This window comes from Loktanella sp. M215 (assembly GCF_021735925.1).
Lineage (GTDB): Bacteria > Pseudomonadota > Alphaproteobacteria > Rhodobacterales > Rhodobacteraceae > Loktanella.
In genome coordinates, this window is sequence record NZ_WMEA01000001.1 from 1,293,163 (window position 1) to 1,313,151 (window position 19,989).

Sequence of the window (19,989 nt, forward strand, 5' to 3'; positions counted from 1 at the left end):
GTCTGACCGCGCGCGGGTTTTGTCTCTCTAAAAACATTCAAACAAACGAATACGTTACCTGCCAAAGGACCGCCCCATGATCTCTCGCCGCGATTTCCTCCAGGCCAGCGTCGCTGCATCGGCCATCGTCGGGGCCTCGGGCTTTGGGCGCTGGGGCAGGCTGGCGGCGCAGCAGGCGCTGACGCAGGACCAGTTGCTGCAGTTCGATACCTTTGGCAACGTGTCGCTGATCCATGTCACCGACATCCACGCGCAGCTGAAACCGATCTACTTTCGCGAGCCTTCGGTGAACCTTGGCGTCGGCCCCAATAAGGGTGAGGTGCCGCACATCACCGGTGCCGACTTCCGCAAGCTTTACGGCATCGACGACGGGTCCGCGTCCCACTACGCCCTGTCGTCCGGCGACTTCGAGGCCCTTGCCAAGGGCTACGGCAAGATGGGCGGCCTTGACCGCGTCGCCACGGTCATCAAGGCGATCCGCGCCGACCGCCCGGATGCGATCCTGCTGGACGGCGGCGATACGTGGCACGGGTCCATGACCTGTTACGAGACGCAGGGGCAGGACATGGTCAACGTCATGAACCTGCTGAAGCCCGACGCGATGACCTTTCACTGGGAATTCACCCTCGGGTCCGACCGGGTGAGGGACATCGTGCAGGGCCTGCCCTTTGCCGCGATGGGGCAGAACATTTTCGACGCTGAATGGGACGAACCCAGCGAGGATTTCAAACCCTACGAGTTCTTCGAACGTGGCGGCGTCAAGGTCGCCGTGATCGGTCAGGCCTTCCCCTACATGCCCATCGCGAACCCCGGCTGGATGTTCCCGGAATACTCCTTCGGTATCCGCGACGAACACATGCAAGAGATGGTAGACGAGGTGCGCGGCATGGGCGCCGAACTGGTCGTCTGCCTGTCGCACAACGGCTTTGACGTGGACAAGAAGATGGCCGCGAACGTGACCGGCCTTGACGTGATCCTGTCGGGCCACACCCACGACGCGCTGCCCGAGCCGGTGCTGGTGGGCGAGACGATCATCGTGGCCTCCGGGTCCAATGGCAAATTCGTCAGCCGCGTCGATCTGGACGTGCGCGACGGCAAGATGATGGGGTTCCGCCACAAGCTGATCCCGATCTTTTCCGACGTGATTGCACCGGATGCAGAGGTCGCAGAGGCCATCGACACTGAGCGCGCGCCGTTCAAGGACCGGCTGGAAGAGGTCATCGGGCGCACCGACGACACCTCGCTGCTGTACCGGCGCGGCAACTTCAACGGTACCTGGGACGACCTGATCTGCAACGCGCTTCTTGACCAGCGGGACGCGCAGATCGCGCTGTCGCCTGGCGTGCGTTGGGGGCCGTCGATCCTGCCGGGGTCCGACATCACCCGAGAGGACATCTGGAACGTCACCTCGATGACCTACGGCAAGGCCTACCGGTCCGAGATGACCGGCGACAATCTGAAGCTGATCATGGAGGATGTGGCCGACAACCTGTTCAACCCCGATCCCTATTACCAGCAGGGCGGCGACATGGTCCGCGTTGGCGGCATCGGCTACCGGATCGACATCACCAAGAACATCGGCGACCGCATCAGCGACCTGACGCTGCTGTCCACCGGCGAGGCGATCGAGGCCGACAAGGCCTATACCGTCGCCGGCTGGGCGTCCGTCAACGAGGCGACCGAAGGTCCGCAGATCTGGGACGTGGTCGAAGCCTACATCAAGCAGCAGGGCACCGTGTCGGTGCCCGACAACACATCCGTCGTCGTCAGTGAATAAGGGGAACACCATGAAGAGCATCGCACTTGCAGGACTGCTGGCCGTCTCGGCCACCTTCGCCGCGGCAGAGGGCGTCAATCACAAGGTCGCCGTTCACGTTGACCAGAACGACCCCGCCGTCATGAACATGGCGCTGAACAACGTCGACAACCTGATCAGCTACTACACGGAACAAGGCGATACCGTCACGGTCGAGGTCGTGACCTACGGCCCCGGCCTGACCATGCTGATCGAAGGCAAAAGCCCCGTTGCCGATCGCATCGCCACCATGACGATGGAACACGAGGGCCTGACCTTTGACGCCTGTGCCAACACGCTGGCGGGCATGGAAAAGAAGGCTGGCCAGAAAATTCCCCTGATGTCAGAGGCGACGGTCGTCCCCTCTGGCGTCGTGCAACTGATCACCCTGCAAGAAGACGGTTACGCCTACGTGCGGCCATAGGCCCCGAGGCCGTGAAGGAGAGAGCAATGGAACATTACAAGGGCATGAAGCCATCCCGCCGCAATTTTCTGACGGGCGCTGCCGCTGTCGGTGGTGCGCTGGCGGGCACGCGGCTGGCCGCACAGACCGCCGACCCGCTGATCGTGAACGCCCAGCCGTGGCGGCAGGACCTTGGAGCGGGCGTCGATGCCATGCCCTACGGCGTGCCGTCCAAGTTCGAGGCTGACGTGATCCGCCGCGACGTGCCGTGGCTGACCGCCGACGCGGTGTCTTCGGTCAACTTCACGCCGTTGCATGCGCTGGACGGGATCATCACGCCGAACGGTGTGTGTTTCGAGCGGCACCACGGCGGCGTCGCCGTGATCGACCCGTCGGAACATCGCCTGATGATCAACGGTCTGGTGGAAAAGGAACTGGTCTTCACGATGGAAGACCTGATGCGTTTCCCCCGTGAGAACCACGTCTATTTCCTGGAATGCGCCGCGAATTCCGGCATGGAATGGGCGGGCGCACAGTTGAACGGCTGCCAGTTCACCCACGGCATGATCCACAACGTGCAATACACCGGCGTGCCGCTGCGGCTGCTGCTGGAAGAGGCCGGTGTGAAAACCGCCGGCACATGGATCATGGTCGAAGGCGCAGACGCCGCCGGCATGAACCGGTCGATCCCGATGGAAAAGGCACTGGACGACTGTCTGATCGCCTTCAAGATGAACGGCGAGGCGCTGCGCCCCGAACAGGGCTATCCGCTGCGGCTGGTCGTGCCGGGCTGGGAAGGCAACATGTGGATCAAGTGGATCCGCCGGATCGAGGTGGGCGACGCCCCCTGGATGGCCCGCGAGGAAACGTCGAAATACACCGACCTTTTGGCCAACGGCGTCGCCCGCCGGTTCACGTGGGAGATGGATGCGAAATCCGTCATCACCAGCCCCAGCCCGCAGGCGCCGATCACCCATGGCAAGGGTCCGCTGGTCATCACCGGCGTCGCGTGGTCCGGTCGCGGCACGATCCCGCAGGTGGACGTGACGACCGACGGCGGCATGAACTGGCATCAGGCCCGGATGTCCGGCCCCAGCTTCGATAAATCGATGCACCGTTTCTACTATGAAATGGACTGGGACGGGTCGCCGCTGCTGCTGCAAAGCCGGGCGCATGACAGCACCGGTTATGTCCAGCCCACCAAGGACGCGCTGCGCAAGATCCGTGGCGAAAACTCGATCTACCACAACAATGGCATCCAGACCTGGGCCATCGACGCTGACGGAAAGGCTGAAAATGTCGAAATCTCTTAATCTCGCAGCCGCTCTCCTGACGCTCGCCACCGCTGCCGCCGCACAGGACGTGGCCCCGTCGAAAGATGGCGGCTACGGCATCGGCCGTGCGGCCCTGCCCGACGAAGTCGCCGCCTGGAACACCGACATCCGCCCCGACGGCACCGGCTTGCCCGTGGGCAGCGGTGACGTGCTGACCGGCGAAGACATCTACGTCAACAACTGCTCTGTCTGCCACGGAGATTTCGGCGAGGCCGTTGGCCGCTGGCCGGTCCTGGCCGGCGGTGACGGCACATTGGAAAACAAGGATCCGGTCAAGACGGTTGGTTCGTACTGGCCCTACCTGTCCACCGTCTATGACTACGTCCACCGCGCCATGCCTTTCGGACACGCGGCGTCGCTGACGGATGACGAGACCTATGCGCTGACGGCCTATATCCTCTACCTCAACGATCTGGTGGACGAGGATTTCACGCTGTCGAACGAGAACTTTACCGAAGTGTCCATGCCCAACGTCGACAACTTCATCGACGATGATCGCGCGACGACGGAACTGCCGCTGTTTTCCGAAGCCGCTTGCATGGAAAACTGCAAGGACAGCGTCGAGATCACGATGCACGCCAGCGTCGTGGACGTGACGCCGGAAGAGACGGCCGCAAAGGCCGATGCCGCAAAGGCGGATCAGGCGGCTGCGGCCCCTGTCGCGACAGCACCGGCGACAGAGGCTGCGCCGGCGGAAACACAGACGGCCGCTGCCGATCAGGCGGCGACACCTGCCGCTGATCCCGCACCCGCAGCGGATACAGCACCTTCTGCCGCGGTCGAAATGGCCGCTGCCGACCCGGCCCTGATCGCCGACGGCGAAAAGGCGTTCCGTCAGTGCAAGTCCTGTCACATGGTGGGGGAGGGCGCCAAGAACCGCGTCGGCCCCGAACTGAACGGTGTCGTCGGCCGGACCATCGGCAGCATCGCGGACTTCAAGTATTCCGGCACCCTGCAGGACGCGATGGCGGCTGGCGAGGTCTGGGACATGGACAAGCTGCACGCCTTTCTGGCGAATCCCAAGGATGCGATGCCCGGTACCAAGATGTCATTCCGCGGCGTCCGCGACCCCGCCGAAATCGACGCCCTGATCGCCTATCTGCAAAGCGCTGACCCGTCCTGAGGAGGCCCGCGCCATCACAAGAAGGACCAACCCCATGCGTAAACTTGCTCTCGCTCTGACTCTGATCGCCAGCCCGGCACTGGCGCAGGACTCCACCGTCTACGACTACGATGGCAGCTTTGATGATGCGACCTTCGGCGTTGAAAGCGCCATCGTCGGGCGTGGGCTGGTCGTCGATTGGGTCAGCCACGTCGGTGAGATGCTGGAACGCACAAAGGCCGATGTCGGCAGCGATGTCACGATCTTCGACAATGCCGACATTTACATGTTCTGTTCCGCCACCCTGTCGCGCAAGGTCATGGAGGCGGATTCGAAAAATATCGCATACTGCCCCTACGGCGTGTTCGTCACGGAAAAGGACGGCGCCGTGCAGGTCGGATACCGCCACCAGCCGGACGGCGCGATGCAGGAGGTCCAGACCCTGCTGGACGACATCGCCCGCGAGGCCGCTGGAAAGTAGGATCCGCCGGCCGTTTAAAATCCGTTTTCGGCACGATGAAAGCGGACGGCCGTTTGCGCGTCATTGCTGTCACCCCCCGCGGGCGGTGAATCACGGCGACGCCGCACCGCACGACGGTCTCGTGTTCGAGTGACGGTATTGGCATGGGGCAGCCCTCTGGCTGCCCCCGATTGCCTTGGTGTGTCGCACTGTCGGATGGCTGAAGCCGCGCCAGCCGTCAGGCCAGCGCCACAAATTCGTAAGTCTCGCCGAGGCGCTTGGCACGCCCGATTCCGGGCGTTGGCAGGTGGAAGCCAGCGAAAACGGTGTCAGCGTCAGCCAGCTGTTCCAGCAGGGCCGTGCGCGTCGCGACCGCTGTGGCGGTGTCCTGATCGGACCCGTTCGGCCAGTCAGGCCGCGCAAAGGCGATGTGATGGTTGGCGATGCAATCGCCCAGCACCACGATCATCTCGTCGCCGGCGGCAACCTCGAACGACATGTGTCCTGGCGTATGCCCGAACGTCGCGCGGGCGGTCACGCCGGGGATGATTTCTGCACCGTCGGCGAACAGGTTGATGGTATCGGCCAAGACCTCCAGCCGCCGGGCGGCCCCGACGGCAAAGATCAACCGCTCTGGCAGAATCGTATCAGGCAGGCCGGGATCGGTCCAGTAGTCGAATTCGATCTGTCCCATGTGGTGCTGGGCGTTCGCGAAAAGCGGTTCGTCGAAATCGTCAAGCACGCCCCACAGATGATCCGGATGGCCGTGGGTAAAGACGATGTCAGTCACATCCTCTGGGGCCAGTCCCAGCGCATCCATCGCCGCCATGACGTGACCCGCCGTCGGCATGAAGTCAGGGCCGGACCCAGCGTCGAACAGCACGACCCGATCGCCATCGCGCCACAGGGTCAGGTTGCAATCCGGCAGCAGCGTATCGGCATCGGCCAGACCGAAATCGGCCAGCACCGCGTCCGCATCCGCCTTTGGAATGTCGGCCAGAACGAAATCACGCGGCAGCACAAGATGACCATCGCTGAGTGTATCCAGCGTCCCGGACCCGACTGTCAGAGTCGCGTTGGCCCAGGCGAGTCGCGGCAGAATCGTCCCACCGGCCAGTGCGATCATCCCCGATATTGCTGTTCTGCGCGTCAACTTCATCGCCACTCTCCCATATTCACGTTTTTGAATGATACAGGCACGCGATGCGTCACGCAAAGAGTATTCAGGCGATGTGGGCAAACCCGGTGATCAATTGGCGCAGGCCGATCCAAGCCCCCGCGAATATACCCGCCATGACCAGCGGGGCTGAATAGGCAAGCACCGAAATCGCGGACAGCCCCTGACCGATGCTGCATCCCATCGCCAGCACGGCCCCTACGCCCATGATTGCGGCACCGGCAATCTGGCGGCGCAATTCGCGTGGATCCTCGCACGCTTCCCAACGAAAGTGGCCTTTGATGAGGGAGCCGATGAACGCCCCAAGCAGAACGCCTGCCACGGACCCGACGCCGAAAGACAGCGACCGTGCGCTGGCCGTCATGGCGTAAAGCATCGTTTCCCCCAAGGGGGCGGCAAAAGTATGTGACTCCACGACTGTCGGCGCAAACCCGTTCAGGGCCACCCACTGCGTTCCGGCCCATCCCGAAACAACCGCCAGACCGACGCAGGTGCCCCACAGGATTGCGCGCCGCTCCGCGCGGAAGGCAGACGCAGACAGCGTGACAGCCAACACGCCCAAGCCGATCGTGATGCCGATGCTGTTGACATTCAGACCGAGCGTCGCCGCGAGACCCTGCGCGATGCCAGGCGTCACGAAGGCCTGGGACTGCGGAAAGAACGCGACCCTCAGATAGGCGAGTGGCCCGGAAATAGTGGCGAAAGCGGCCAGCCCCATCACAAGCACAATGACAAACGACCGCAGATCGCCACCGCCCAGTCTGGCCAGCGCACCGTAGCCACAGTTCCCTGCCAGGGCCATACCATAGCCGAACATCAAGCCGCCGACGGCACTCGCCAGCGGCTGGAACGCGAACGAAAGATAGATCGTCCGTTCCGTTTCAAGCAAGCCTGCAGCGGCCAGTGTGAAACTGCCGCAGATGGCAACACCGATCGCGATGCCCCACATCCGCAGTCGCGTGGCGTCGTGACCATAGACCGCATCTTCGATCGCGCCCAATGTGCAGAACCGGCCCAAGCGTGCAGAGAGGCCGAGCAGTATTCCACCGACAAGTCCGATCAGCGCCAGGGTTGTCGTTTCGCCCAGTGTCTCAATCATGACTTGGTCCTCCGCCAAGTAAGACGATAGAGCAAATCCATCTTTGACGGTAGCCTTCGTCATATGTCCATCGGGCTCTGTCGTCTGATGAGCCCGGCAAATTTCCATTTGCGTAAAAGTGGTTTGAGAACGCAGATGTCGTGGGTGCGGATGCCATGGAAATCATAGTGCGAAATGCGCCGTCAGCGCGTCATCTTTGCGCAACGGCCGACACAGCTTTCTTGTCGTTTCGATGCGATTTCCCTTGGAACATCCAGCTCGATCCGCGCTCAGACCATGACGGCCTGTTCGCTTGCCTGACTAGGTTTTGTCTGACAGGCCCGACCTATCCGATAGCGGCGTATTCAAACGGTAACCCGTTTGCCCCATGATCGCGCGGGCGGCGGTGATCTTTCCGAACGAGGCCGCGATATGACGTTTCGTCGGCGCGATCCTGATGGAGCAGACTGAGGAATGGACAGTCGAGCGGGGCCGCTCGATGACGCTGGAAACGCTCGTACCAGTCTGCAATGATCTGACCGTCAGCTTGCCTGCTGCGCAGTGCGACTGACCAGCTCCGCCCGCCCAGAAGCGCGAGGCTCAACGTGAGCTACGCCACGACACGGGACACCATCCCCGATAACCCGGCGATCCGTCTGGACATGAACACGATTGCCCAGAAGCGGCGCCGGTTTGGTTCTCCCACTGCCCGCCAAGCGATTACAAAGCAATCTGCCGAGAGGGGCGCATTGGCGTTCAACAGCAAGTTTCGGTCTGTGTGCCTGAACGCGCACTGGTTCATGAGCCTTGCGGATGCGCAAGAAAAACTGGAGACGTGGCGTAGGCACTGCAACGAGGACCGACCTGACAGTGCGATCGGATATAACGTCCCGATCGCCCTGCATTATCCCGGCGGCGCAACCAGCCCGTCGCAATGACCGAGCCGGTAAACTCCAGCATCCGGCGGTCCAAGGTTGGGGAGCAGCGCAGGGCCTATACACCGCTTACGGTGATCCAGCGCCATCCGCACCGCGCGGGCGCGGAGCTCTGGTGACCAGCGGTTGGCCATCTTGCTTTTTTCCATGACGCTCATCCTTCTCAGGTTGCAAGTCTCCGGCAGGCCTGGCGCGGCTTACTCCCCTGCGGACAGGACAGTCTTTTCTAAATCCGCACTTCATCGCCTGAGTGAGCGGCGAGTGTGGTCAGAATGGCATCGCAGATATCCTCGAAGGGGGTGCCGGACTTCTGGATGTTCAACCGCGATCTTGATGAAGGCGCGTCAGTCAGATGCGCCGACAGACAGATGACGGGAACGCAGGAGCCTGCCACTGCGTCTTCCTTCAGGATTTCCAGACCGGCGCCATCGGGAAGTTCGAGGTCCAGAACAATGAGGTCAAACTGATATTTCGCCAGCTTGCTTTTGGCATCGCAGACCGAGAGAGCTGTCATGACGGTCGCACGATCCGTCATCGCTAAACTCAGAAGGTGCGAAAAGGCTGGATCGTCCTCCACATGAAGGATGCGCGGCAAACCCGGCGTCTGGGGTTCTGCGTGACTTTCGCCCGTGTCGTGCGCGGATGCCTGAATACCCATTGCCGGAATGGTGAACCAGAAGGTCGCACCGCCTGCGGGATTGTTGAAAAACCCGATCTCGCCGCCCAGGAGCTCCACGAGGCCCTTGGCGATATGCAGGCCGATGCCGGAGCCGCCAAAATTACGAGAGGTTGATCCATCTTGCTGCCTGAATCGCGTATAGACATGTTCGACGAAGTCGATGGGAATACCGGGCCCCTTGTCGGTGACGCTGATACGGATCGTCGGGCCGACAGCTTTGACATTAAGCGCAATGTCCGAGCCTGTCGGTGAAAATTTCGCCGCATTCGAGATTAGATTCGACAACACCTGCACAAAACGGCCCGCGTCGGTGCGAGCATGAAACGCGCGTGACGTGGCCAATGGCAAGACATTCACCTTCAAATTGCTCGTATAGGGTTCCAGCTTGCGGATCGTCTGAGCGCACAGCGCGGCAATATCGTGGCGCTTGATCTCGAGTGTGACGCCGCCCTGCGCGAGGCGGTCCATGTCAAGCAGATCGTTGATGAGTGCGAGCAGACGTTCGCAATTGCTTTGTGCAATCTCGATCAGGCGATATTCCAACGACTCGGGCGCCCAGTTCGCCTTGGCGCGGATCATGCCAACCGCGCCGCGGACAGACGTCAGCGGCGTGCGCAATTCGTGGCTGATCGTGGATACAAAGTTGCTTTTCACGATATCGAGTTTGCGCGCTTCGGTCATATCCATGATCTGCGATATGACACATGCTGGCGTACTGCCCGCACCGGGTAGATATGACCGGCTGATGAGTCCCAGCACGACTTTGCCGTCAGGCCGGTGAAGCGTAACCTCGCCGCTGGACCGCGCGTGCTGTCCGTTGACGAGCAAAGACACGGCGGCCCGTTCTCCGGCTTGATGGGCATCATCCATGTATGCGGTCGGTGGCACTCGCGGATCCACGTCATGATCGATGCCCAGAAGCCGGCTCATCGCTGCATTCTGCCGGTACATGCTTCCATCGACGCTTTCGACGCAAGTGGCGATCGGCGCCGCATCGAGGACATCGTGGAAGCGTCTCGATCCCATCTCGACAATTTGTCCGACGGATCTGGCGAGGACCCCGACAAGGTCGCGCCGGTCACGCCCCCTGACCTCGATCTGGGTGTCACCGTCGCAAACGCGTCTCAGGCTGGTTGCCAGGTCCCTTAACGGTGACACGAAACTGCGTGATTGCCAGATCGCCATGAGAAGCGACAGAAGCAGCGCCGTGCCTGTGATCGCGACCGTCTGCCAGTAGCGGCGGGTGATGTCGGCCCGGGACGCGGCGATCGCTGCCTTTTGAGCAAGACGCAGATCGTTTGAAAAGGTCATCAATCCGTCGATCACTGCGGTCGCCGCCCCAAACCATTCCGGTCCGGTGGCCGCATTGGCATTACCGTTCTGGGCTTGCCTGCGCAGATCGTCGAGCCGCTGACCGTCGTTGCCGGACAGGATTGATTGAAGCTCCTCTGCGTAGATCGGCGATGAAAGGCGTTGGAACCGGCTGAAAAGCGTCGTCTGACTGGCCTGCATTTCGGCCATTTCCAACTGCTTTGCCAAGTCGAAGGCGTCCGAAGCAAAACCGTTTGCCCCCGCTGCACGCTCGCGGCCCAGAAATTCAACGGCTTCCTCGATCAGGTTGATCGTCTGGCCTAGGCGGTCTTTTTCGCTGATGGTGCCCGCAACCGCCGGCAGGTCGGTCACGGCCAGCAATGTGCCGATCTTGTCCGTGTAGAACGTCATCATGTCCGGACGCGCCACATCCAGCGCATCGACCCGTTGGCGCATCGCCGGAATATCTTGCGCGATGACGTCGGCAAGGTTGAGAGACGTCCAGATCTGGTTGGTGAGATCCCCTTTTATGCCGACTGCCCCGCGCACTGAGCGATTCGGAAATGCCTCTTCTCTCAGGTGGCTCAAACTGTCGAAGACGGCGTCATCAGTGGCAGCCCGCTGACCCTTCAATGCCGCGCCAAACTCCTGTCCGGCCGAGCCGATGAAGCCCGATGACATACCCCTTTCACGCTGGAGTTCGGTAATGATCCGGCTGGCCGCGAGCGATGCATCGGCGAGCGTATTCTGGGTCTGCAGCACGGAAAGGCGTTCCGCGTTGTCCCGAATGACGATGGAGGCAAGCAGGATCACGGCACAAATCGGCGCAATCACGATCGCGATCGCATAAAGAAGCGTTCTGCGCTCTGCCATTAAATCACTGGGGAAAGTCTTTTTCATTTGGGTGATTTTTCAGCTCTGCCAGTCTTACGATAATTTCAAAAGTCGGTGACGCGGCACACAGGACAGGGCATGACCTGCCAAATTTCAATTGACGCCTTGCGATACGCGTTCTGGTGCGACTGCAGAATCGGGGTAGTGATGACGACGCGCCAGGATCGACAGGACCGCCTCGATCACAGTCATTTCCGAGTCCACTGACTTTGTCAGGGAACGCTCGACGCGATCCGAACTCTCGGGTGAGATGTCAAAAGCGGAATAGAGGACAATCGAGGTTTCAAGCGGAATATCGTCGATGACATCCAGCCCGCGACCGTCGGGCAATAATTGATCGAGAAGGACAAGGTCGAACCTCTCGACCTCAAGGCGCGCGCGAGCCTCGGCCACGGTGCCGGCACAGGTCGTCACGGCGGTGTCCCCGATGCTTTGGCCGATGATCTCCTGCAGGGACAGATCATCCTCGACATAGAGGACTTTCGACAGTCCCTGGTTGGTCTGTTTCGTCAGTCCGGCGATGGCGGCTCGCAATATTTCCGCATTGAGGCAATCGGCGACCGATGTGGCGGCACCTGCCGCGGCCATCATCATCGATCTGGTCTCGACTGTCGCGTTTTCGTTCAGGATGACCACCGGTATCCTCATGAGGTTTGCCGCTGCTTCCAGATTGCGCAGCGCGGCATGATCCGTGGCTGCGACGGCGTCGACAATGCAGGTCACATAATCGAGTGTCTGCATCAGCAGTCTTGCGGTGTCTGCATCAGGGGCAATGTCAGTACTGACACCAATCTCCTCCAGCGCCAGGCGAGTCGACATGATGATGCTGTCATCGCTGCTACAAATCAGAAGGCGCCTGACGGCGACCTGATGTCGTGGCGGCGGCACTTTGTCGGCCGCGTAGGGTGTCGCCGAGGCAAGCGGCAGATCGATGTGAAAGGTCGCGCCTTCGCCGGGCACCGAGTCAAAGGAAATCTGTCCATCCATGGCCTCGATAATCGCGCGGGTGATATAAAGCCCCAGACCCGTGCCGCCGACATCGCGTGTGACGGTCGCATTGGCCTGCTGAAACTGGCTGAAGATTCGATCGCGGAACTCGTCGGAAATACCGGGACCCTGGTCGCAAACAGATATTCTGACGCCGGTGGTATGCCAATTGCAGCGCATCGTGACCGCGGACCCGGCGGGGGTGAATTTCACGGCATTCGACAGCAGGTTGACAAGCGACTGGTGAAAACGGTCGGCGTCCACCATCACGGCTGCCGACGGCGCATCGTCAATCAGTGTAAAGCGGATGTCTTTGTCCGGCGCGTAATTGCGTCCACTGCTGAAGGCTTGCTCCATCATCGCCCGCAAGGATTCGCGTGTCTTTGAAATCCGCATCTTCCCCGCGGTGAATTTCTGGACCTCCAGCAGGTCGTTGATCAAAACCACCAATCGTTCTGAATTGCGATTGGCGATCGCCAGCATCTGTGTCGCCTTGCCCGGAAGTACGCCGGCCGATCCATTGATGATAAGGCTCAGGGAGCCACGGATCGACGTCAGAGGCGTCCGAAGCTCATGGCTGACGACGGAGATGAATTCATCCTTCGCCTTTTCGGCATTCTTCTGGTTGGCGATGTCAGTGATTGTCCCGTTCCAGATCAGCTTGCCGGGAAATTTCCGGCGGACATCGGCTGCAATGACGATCCATGTCTGTGTGCCGTCGGCGCGCTGATACTGTGCCTCGATCGAAAACGCCTGCGGCGCTGCGTGGGATTTGGCGATCATCTGGCTTAGCTCGTCCCTTGCATTCTGGTCGAGCCTGCCAAGGAAAGGGGTGGCGTCAACCAACATTTCGGGTGCCGTAATGCCGAGGATGCGCCAACTGGCATCTGATATATATGTAAATACAGGTTGTGCGTTGGCCGTGTTTTCGAATTGAAACAATGCGGACGGTGCGTTGTTGGCAATACCGGTGATCCGCGCCTCGGCTTCTGCATAGGCGGCCACGGCCGTTCTGCGTTCATCCTCGCGCAGAAAATAAATACCCATGATCCACACGACGAAAATATTGACCGGCACAAACAAGGCCAGCGAGATGAGCAGGACCGGTAATGGCACGGGTGTGGAAAAAAACAGCACGATCGGAGATACTATGGCAGGTGCCAAGGCCTGAACCCAAAGATATGTCGTGTTCATCCGGCGCCCTTTGCCGCGGGTCCACCACGCGGCAATCGCGATGGCGGTTAAACCCACCGCGACGACAGTCAATGCACCGGGCACCGCACCAACGCCACCGTAAGACAGTCGCAATGCGGCAAGCGCTATTGTCGAGATAATTGCAGCAATCGGGCCGCCGAATGTGCCCGCAAGGGCCACAACGGCCAGCCTGGGGTCGGTCCGCGTGCCGGCAATCAATTCGACCGAGTTGTTCATGACGATCGCGCCAACGACAGTGAACATTGCACCGAGGATTATCCCCTTAATCCAGACGGATGACTGCAGCCGATAGCGGATATCGGAAAGAAACATCGTTGCCAGAAAGATGATCGCAGCACTTTCAAACATGGCGTTCACGTGGGTCATCTTGCTGCGCTCACTACTCTAGGGCGTTCATATGCAATCGGTAAAACCTGATTTCATGAAAAAGACATGAAATTTGGATGATTTCTCAGGTGAGAGACGGTTTAATGAGAGATTTCCTGTCAAGAACAGAGGAAGAATGAGGCCCGGGGTTCGCGCTGCGCCGCAGCCTAACCTTTGCCTGAAACAGGAGAGCCCCTGTTCTTGCCAAGATCAGGCCCCGCCACCGATTTCGGCGGTGCCAAAGGCATTGAATCGGTTCAATGGTGCCGAAGATCCGGATTCCGGCCATCGTGCCGTGTGGCGCGCAGGGTTCGTTTGTGGCAATCGCGCCCGCGAACACCCCAGGCCGGGACGGCCGTCCTGCGGCGCGCGCCAAGCCCCCTTCGTGCAGCTGGATCAGCAAAGACCCGCGCCCGGGTCGCGGGGTCGCTGGACCAGTGCGCCGCGCGAAAACGGGCGGTTGCAGGATTGCCCACCCCGCCCGTCCATCCGCATGAATGCGCCATGTGCATCCTTCGCGAACAGCGTTTTGCAGCAGCGCCCCTGTCAGGCGATGAAGTCCGCCTGGGTATCATAAACCATGACCTTGATCTGATCCAAAGTCAGTGTGGCGTGATCGGTATCTTGCAAGATGACCTGTTCATTTGTGCCAGGGAGAGACAGGCGGGTGTTGTTGCCGTCCTGTACACACAGATCAAGCAGCATCTCGGCCGTCATCGCGATCTGGTCCGGCGTGTAGAAGGAAAACACAAGCGTATCGCCGTCGGCTGCCGAAAAATCTGTCACGATATCGTCGTCAAAATCGCCATCGAATGCGAATATATCCGCGCCCGCTCCTCCGGTCAGCACGTCTGATCCCCAGTTGCCCGACAGGTAGTCAGCGCCAGCCCCACCGAAGATGATATCGTTGCCGCGGGCACCGTAGAGTTCATCATCTCCACATGCGCCAAAGATCAGTTCATCTGCTTGTGTCCCGACAAACAGGATGTTGTCGGCCACACAGGACGGTTGATCGACAGGATCAGACTGCGTATCGCCGTGATCATTGCTGTCTTCGTCTTTTGTGCAACTTTGGTCATTGTGTTCGCTATCGGTCTGCCCGGAATCGTCGTGGCTGCGATGCTTGTCGTCGTTCTGGTCCACCCGATGCTTTTCGTTGCGGGCCTCGTCGTGATTCAATTTGACGCGATCAGCGTTGCCGTGGGCCTTATCAGAACCGTTTCCATGGCCCGTCGTCCAGTCTGACCCACGTTTGGCGAGCAAGCCCGATTCCCTGCCCTTTGTCACACCGACGTCATCGTCGTCACGCCACTCTTGTGATTTTCCCGGTTCAGAATGTGAAAATCGTTTCATGATGCAAAGCTCCTCGCAATCGGCAACACAGAGAAGGCTGCAATAATCAGAAGTCATTTCTGGAACGTTATGGGGCTCCATATAGTTCAAGTTGGTTCATTTTATTTTTGATAAAAATGAAAGATTAAATTGGGAAATATTTTCATAAACCGGTCTGACAGTTCCGCTTTCATCAAGATTTACGCGAGGCGTCCGCGAATGCGACGGGCCTTCCGGCGACGGCGATGAAGATAAGCATGTGCGATTTTTCTGGCGGCGCGCTGACGGTCAGCGATTGGTTTCAGGACGGAGTTGGGATGGCGCGCGACGAGGGCTGTCCGGAATATGACGTGTCGCAGCTGGCGCCGTCCGTCTGCAATTGCACGCTTGCTTCGCAGCAGATCAAGGCGTCGATCAACCGCGCCAGATCGACGAGGCGGTTGTGCCCAGCTCTCGTGTTCGACGTCAGCAGGTTCTGGCCATCCAGCAGAGAAACAAGATCCAGCCAATTACGGCTGACAACTATGCCAATGTTAACTCGCTCATGATACGTTCCTTCTGTCTTGCGGTCCTCAGTGGCCGTACTCAACTGTTCGAGACGATGAAGAAAGACGGTGCCGTCTCGCCAGGAAACGTGGTTACGCCACAAGGCCGAGACGCCATGTACCGCTTTTTCACTTGCCATTGCCACGGTCGGTGACGGGGTCAGAACAGACGATCAGAGATGCAGATGGGTCCGGAGGCGTGATTAAGAGATCATGACCGCCGCGGGAACTATGGCAGAGAGGGAGACCTTTGGACTTTGATCGTAGCGTGTGTCGACGCGCATTTGTGTTTCAAACGCTTGTGAGGTCTGGGCTTGATCTCACCAAAACGGCTAGATGAGAATTCCCCAGTTTGGCGCTGATGCGAATGGCGCCTCTGTTGAGGCTAAGGGAAAGGCGCGCAGGTGGTTGGATTGAGGGAGATCGTAATGATTCTGGGATCGGGGCGGCAGTCTCTGGCTCCGGTAATGTCGCAGACCTGACTGGCGGTCACGACGAATCGGATGGGCGGACCACGCGCATCGGTCACGGCATGCAGCCCGGTGTTCATACCGCGCATTGTGCGATTGATCAGACGGCCACGCCCCCCCTTTTTTGGACGAAGTCTCGGGGCCGTGCGACGTGATTTGACGAAAATGGCATCGATTGAGATCGACTTCTTGGCGGGTGCCTCTGTCGCCAACCTGGTCAGCGCGAACACGCCCGGCTGCCACGGACCACGTTCCAGACAGTCCTTGTCGCCAATCATCATAGCGCTGTCGTGAAGGTCTTTACTGACCGCCTTTTCGACGCCGGAAAACGATATGTCGTCATGGCAATTACGCGAAAGCGCGTCAAAATCGCGAACGCGGTTGGCAAAGCGCGTCTGACTTGGACCCATCAGGGCGCCTAAGAAATACAGTTGCTAGATATTTCTGTCGTAAGGGATTTATAGAAATCGGGTGTAAAGACTCGACTGATGCGGTGTGATTTTTGCGATCAATGACTGCAATTCCGCCTGACCTTTATGCCATTGATCCATTTCAGGCGAAGACAGTTGACGCTTCTCCGAGTCTTTCGCAAGGTGCTCGATGATTTGTGCCTGATCGCTGATCTGCTTGAACCCGATACTGCCACTGCTTCCCTTCAGTTTGTGGGCTGCCGCAATGAGGGCCGTAAGGGCCTGCGGGTCACGAGACGTTTCGACGTGCCTGAAGGCATCGGCCAATGCATCCGCTTCGAACCTCAGCGTTGCACAATGGCGCTCCACCAGCTCAAGAACTTTTTCCCGCATCAATACGACCTCTCACAGGGCATTCGAACGGGACGACATTACGTCCAATATCCTTTCGCAAATACGAACGCGAAGGCGTTCGCGAAATATTTTGGCCGGAAAGAAACAATTAACTCTGAAAGGCTAGACCATCGCTGGAAGGCAGGATGAGTGGGCGATACATGGCGAACACGGTTGCATCGAAAATTGACAGCCGGCGGGTCTTGTTGGTTGAGGACAGTTCGGTCACGAAAGATCTGATCGAGCTTGTTTTGACCCAGGCAGGTCATCATGTCGTCGCAGTCGCGACCGGCGCGTCGGCGCTGACTGCATTGAAGGCTGAGGATTTTGATGTCGTCCTGACGGATTTTCACCTGCCGGATTTCAGCGGGCTGGAGGTGGTGCGCAAATTTCTCGGGGATCAGGGCGAACGGCCACGCCCGGTCTTTGTCGCGATCACCGGTGACACGCGCGGCTTGTTGGCCGACAAGGTAAACTGCGAAATATTTGATCGCGTGGTGCCCAAGCCGCTGGATATCGACGTTGTGTGCGAACTGGTTCTGGAACCGGCGCCGGCGCGACAGATGCCGGCGCCAAACCGGACCGGCACCAATGAGTTCTCCGCCGATCTTGGCCTCGCGGTCCTCAAGTGGCCTGTCAACAATGGCCCTATGCCTGCACCCGGTCTGCTGGGCATCGATGCCATCGTCATACAGGAGTTCGTGAACCTGCAAGAACTCTGGGCGGTCCGCGGTGCCAATCTGTTGCCGGTGCTTGACCAGACCGGGAAGCTGGGGGCTTCCGCCGATATCGACATGGCGCGTGCCAATGTGCACGATGTGACCAGTATCCGATTGCTGGTTGACCAATTTCATAACCGACAGCTTGAACTGCACGGGGATCTGATTTCCAGCAAGGATCCCTCTGACAGATTGTTGGCCCGCATCCACGTGTCCGGTGGCACCCTGGAGCCGCGGCGTGCGCACGACCATGACGGTCTGATCGCGTGGAACACGATCTGCGATCCGTCCGACATGACGCCATTGATCGCCAAGCTGGCAGCGGAAAAACTGATCAGGACGACATTTTTCGAACGTCTCCACCATTGCCCGGCCTGCCAGTCCGCAAAATTGATCGTCAGAGAGGAATGCCCTGCGTGTCAGTCCGCCGACCTGTTTGACCAATCCTATCTGCATCATTTTCGATGTGCGACACAGCGTCCAGAAAGCGATTTTGCGCAAGGCGACGATCTCGTCTGTCCGAAATGTCGACGAAAGTTGCAGCACTTCGGCCGCGACTATGATCGACCCGGTGTCATGACCTGCTGTAACGCGTGCAGTGGCACCACGTCCGAACCGCAGATCGCGTTTGTCTGTGCACGTTGCGACACGCGGACCACGGGCGAAGCTGCGCCCCTCCGCGACGTTCACATGATTCACATCACCGAGAAGGGGCAATCCTATCTGCGCAACGGCTCCAGCATGTACGGCGTCGCCCAGCGTGCCTTGCGTTTCGGCGACTTTCCGATCGAATTGGTCATCGCGCTCAACCTGGCCGCTGCCGATTTCAACCTGTCCCAGAAGCCGTTTACCTTGGGCGCCATCCATTATCAGGGGCTGGACGTCGTGCGGCAGGAATCCGGTGCGCGTCATGCCCGAGATGCACGCCAGCTCTGGCGCGAAACCTTTCGCCAGAACTTGACGCAGGATGTCGTCGTCGCAACCGGCGAGACCTCTGATTTCGTCCTGATGCCCGCCTGTAGGCCTGAAAAGGCGCAACCACAGACAGACGCGGCCCGCGCGATCGCCGACGCGACGGTCCGCGACGATCTGCGCGCCGCGCTGCGCCTTTTCGGTCCGGAAGAGCTTCTTCAGTGACTGGTATTCTTGATTATCTTTTCGCCCAGACGTTCGACAGCCTTCTGTTGATGTTCTGGTTTCTGGTGGTCTTCGAAATCCCAAGGTATTTTCTGCTTTTTGCGCTCACCGTACTGATGCCCCGTTGGCGACCCGACGTCGTGCCTGATGACCTGCCACAGGTCGTCAGCGTGGTGGTGGTCGGTCACAGCGAGTCAGACAAGATCGAGACATGTGTACGCGCTCTGCACGAGCAAAGCCGCGTACCGGACGAAATCATCGTGCTCAGCGATGGGTCGACAGATGACATGGCGCGACGGATTGCCGACCTGCAACGGTCAGGCCTGGTCACCGCCGCCCATGCGACCCAGTTGCGGTCGGGCAAAGCGGCCGGACTGAACCTCGGTACGTCGCTGACCAGCGGCGATATCGTGGTTATCGTTGATTGTGACTGTAGTTTTGACCGGCATGCGATCCGTGACATTCTACATCCATTTGCGGACCCTGCCGTTGGTGCTGTCGCCGGATCCGTTCTGGTGCGCAATGGAGACGCTAGTCTCCTGGCCGCATTTCAGTCAATTGAATACAATGTCACAATTTCCTTGGGAAAACAGGCTGCGGACCGCTTAGGGCTGGTGTCCTGTGTCTCGGGTGCCTTCGGGGCGTTCAGGCAAACAGCGCTTGATTCAGTCGGCGGATTCGACGCGGGAAGCGGTGAGGATCTGGACCTGACACTGAGCCTGAGGACAGCTGGCTGGAGCGTCAGGTTTGCCGAGGATGCCGTTTGTTACACGGACGTTCCGACCACATGGCGGGTGCTGATCAAGCAGAGGTTTCGCTGGGAACGCGATGCGATCCATCTGCGATATCGCAAACATGCATCTTTGATGAATCCAGCATCGCCGCGGTTCAGGTGGGGTGAACTTGCCCATGAACTGGAATTCTTCTTATTTAACGTGGTCGCGGCTGTCGCACTGCCAATTTATTTCGGCTGGCTGTGGTTTGCGTTCGGCGATCTTGCGCCTTTCATTCTCGCTGGCGCACAGATTGGACTGATTGGGCTCGACTCCCTTGTTTTCCTGCTGGCCGCAATGGTGACACCGCACGCGGCGCGCACGCAATGGCCTTTCATATTCGGATTCAGCATATACTACGGCCTTTTCATGCGGGGTCTCAGGCTATGCGCCTATGTCGACGAATGGATTTTCCGAAGTTCATATCGTGACCCGTTCGTGCCGCCAAAGGTCAACAAGGTCAGAGGGTAATCA

The 19,989-nt window shown here is 59.5% G+C and carries 14 protein-coding genes and 3 pseudogenes; 9 read left to right on the forward strand and 8 right to left on the reverse strand.

The features are described 5' to 3' along the window. The first annotated feature begins 76 nt into the window (after positions 1-76). Genes soxB through GLR48_RS06310 form a run of 5 tightly spaced genes read left to right on the forward strand, consistent with a single transcriptional unit; the run spans position 77 to position 5,115 of the window. Positions 77-1,777 carry a thiosulfohydrolase SoxB gene (gene soxB, locus GLR48_RS06290; protein ID WP_237059730.1) on the forward strand — a complete coding sequence of 567 codons (1,701 nt, stop codon included), beginning with the start codon at positions 77-79 and terminating at the stop codon, positions 1,775-1,777. A gap of 10 nt (positions 1,778-1,787) precedes the next feature. After that, positions 1,788-2,219 carry a DsrE family protein gene (locus tag GLR48_RS06295; protein ID WP_237059738.1) on the forward strand — a complete coding sequence of 144 codons (432 nt, stop codon included), beginning with the start codon at positions 1,788-1,790 and terminating at the stop codon, positions 2,217-2,219. A 26-nt stretch (positions 2,220-2,245) separates the two neighbouring features. Continuing rightward, positions 2,246-3,511 (forward strand): sulfite dehydrogenase, encoded by a 1,266-nt coding sequence (gene soxC / locus GLR48_RS06300; RefSeq protein ID WP_237059740.1) that lies wholly within the window; start codon positions 2,246-2,248, stop codon positions 3,509-3,511. After that, entirely contained in the window at positions 3,495-4,655 is a 1,161-nt protein-coding gene (locus GLR48_RS06305) for a c-type cytochrome (RefSeq protein WP_237059742.1), read from the forward strand. The genes soxC and GLR48_RS06305 overlap by 17 nt, the downstream gene beginning before the upstream one ends. 34 nt (positions 4,656-4,689) lie before the next feature. After that, positions 4,690-5,115, forward strand: a complete 426-nt coding sequence (locus GLR48_RS06310; protein ID WP_237059748.1) for a DUF302 domain-containing protein — start codon at positions 4,690-4,692, stop codon at positions 5,113-5,115. A 217-nt stretch (positions 5,116-5,332) separates the two neighbouring features. Here the strand turns inward: GLR48_RS06310 and GLR48_RS06315 are convergent, their stop codons facing one another. Further along, entirely contained in the window at positions 5,333-6,253 is a 921-nt protein-coding gene (locus GLR48_RS06315) for an MBL fold metallo-hydrolase (protein WP_237059749.1), read from the reverse strand. Positions 6,254-6,317: 64 nt separating this feature from the next. Then, entirely contained in the window at positions 6,318-7,370 is a 1,053-nt protein-coding gene (locus GLR48_RS06320; RefSeq protein WP_237059751.1) for a YeeE/YedE family protein, read from the reverse strand. 388 nt (positions 7,371-7,758) lie between these two features. Here GLR48_RS06320 and GLR48_RS06325 point away from each other — a divergent pair. Both GLR48_RS06325 and GLR48_RS06330 read left to right on the forward strand, forming a co-directional pair. After that, a pseudogene (locus GLR48_RS06325) lies at positions 7,759-7,920 on the forward strand (IS256 family transposase); the annotation flags it as partial. 181 nt (positions 7,921-8,101) lie between these two features. Then, positions 8,102-8,287 (forward strand): annotated as a pseudogene (locus GLR48_RS06330) (integrase core domain-containing protein); the annotation flags it as partial. 223 nt (positions 8,288-8,510) lie between these two features. Here the strand turns inward: GLR48_RS06330 and GLR48_RS06335 are convergent. The 6 genes and pseudogenes from GLR48_RS06335 to GLR48_RS06360 all read right to left on the reverse strand — a co-directional run bounded on the left by GLR48_RS06335 (position 8,511) and on the right by GLR48_RS06360 (position 16,886). Beyond that, the gene (locus GLR48_RS06335) at positions 8,511-11,174 is read right to left on the reverse strand and encodes a nitrate- and nitrite sensing domain-containing protein (RefSeq protein WP_237059753.1); all 2,664 of its coding nucleotides are present in this window, start codon (positions 11,172-11,174) and stop codon (positions 8,511-8,513) included. An 87-nt stretch (positions 11,175-11,261) separates the two neighbouring features. Beyond that, entirely contained in the window at positions 11,262-13,736 is a 2,475-nt protein-coding gene (locus GLR48_RS06340) for an ATP-binding protein (protein ID WP_237059755.1), read from the reverse strand. Positions 13,737-14,282: 546 nt separating this feature from the next. Then, the gene (locus GLR48_RS06345; RefSeq protein WP_272911508.1) at positions 14,283-15,170 is read right to left on the reverse strand and encodes a calcium-binding protein; all 888 of its coding nucleotides are present in this window, start codon (positions 15,168-15,170) and stop codon (positions 14,283-14,285) included. A 199-nt stretch (positions 15,171-15,369) separates the two neighbouring features. After that, the gene (locus GLR48_RS06350) at positions 15,370-15,753 is read right to left on the reverse strand and encodes a hypothetical protein (RefSeq protein WP_237059758.1); all 384 of its coding nucleotides are present in this window, start codon (positions 15,751-15,753) and stop codon (positions 15,370-15,372) included. A 317-nt stretch (positions 15,754-16,070) separates the two neighbouring features. After that, positions 16,071-16,316, reverse strand: a pseudogene (locus tag GLR48_RS06355) (IS5/IS1182 family transposase); the annotation flags it as partial. Positions 16,317-16,541: 225 nt separating this feature from the next. Then, complete coding sequence (locus GLR48_RS06360; RefSeq protein WP_237059760.1) at positions 16,542-16,886, reverse strand: Hpt domain-containing protein; 345 nt, start codon at positions 16,884-16,886, stop codon at positions 16,542-16,544. A 161-nt stretch (positions 16,887-17,047) separates the two neighbouring features. On the opposite strand from GLR48_RS06360, the gene GLR48_RS06365 reads away from it, so the two are divergent. Together GLR48_RS06365 and GLR48_RS06370 are read left to right on the forward strand one after the other, a co-directional pair. After that, the gene (locus tag GLR48_RS06365) at positions 17,048-18,742 is read left to right on the forward strand and encodes a response regulator (protein WP_237059762.1); all 1,695 of its coding nucleotides are present in this window, start codon (positions 17,048-17,050) and stop codon (positions 18,740-18,742) included. Beyond that, positions 18,739-19,986: a glycosyltransferase family 2 protein gene (locus GLR48_RS06370; protein ID WP_237059764.1), complete on the forward strand. Its 1,248-nt coding sequence runs from the start codon at positions 18,739-18,741 to the stop codon at positions 19,984-19,986. Before GLR48_RS06365 ends, GLR48_RS06370 begins: the two co-directional genes overlap by 4 nt. Positions 19,987-19,989 lie beyond the last annotated feature (3 nt).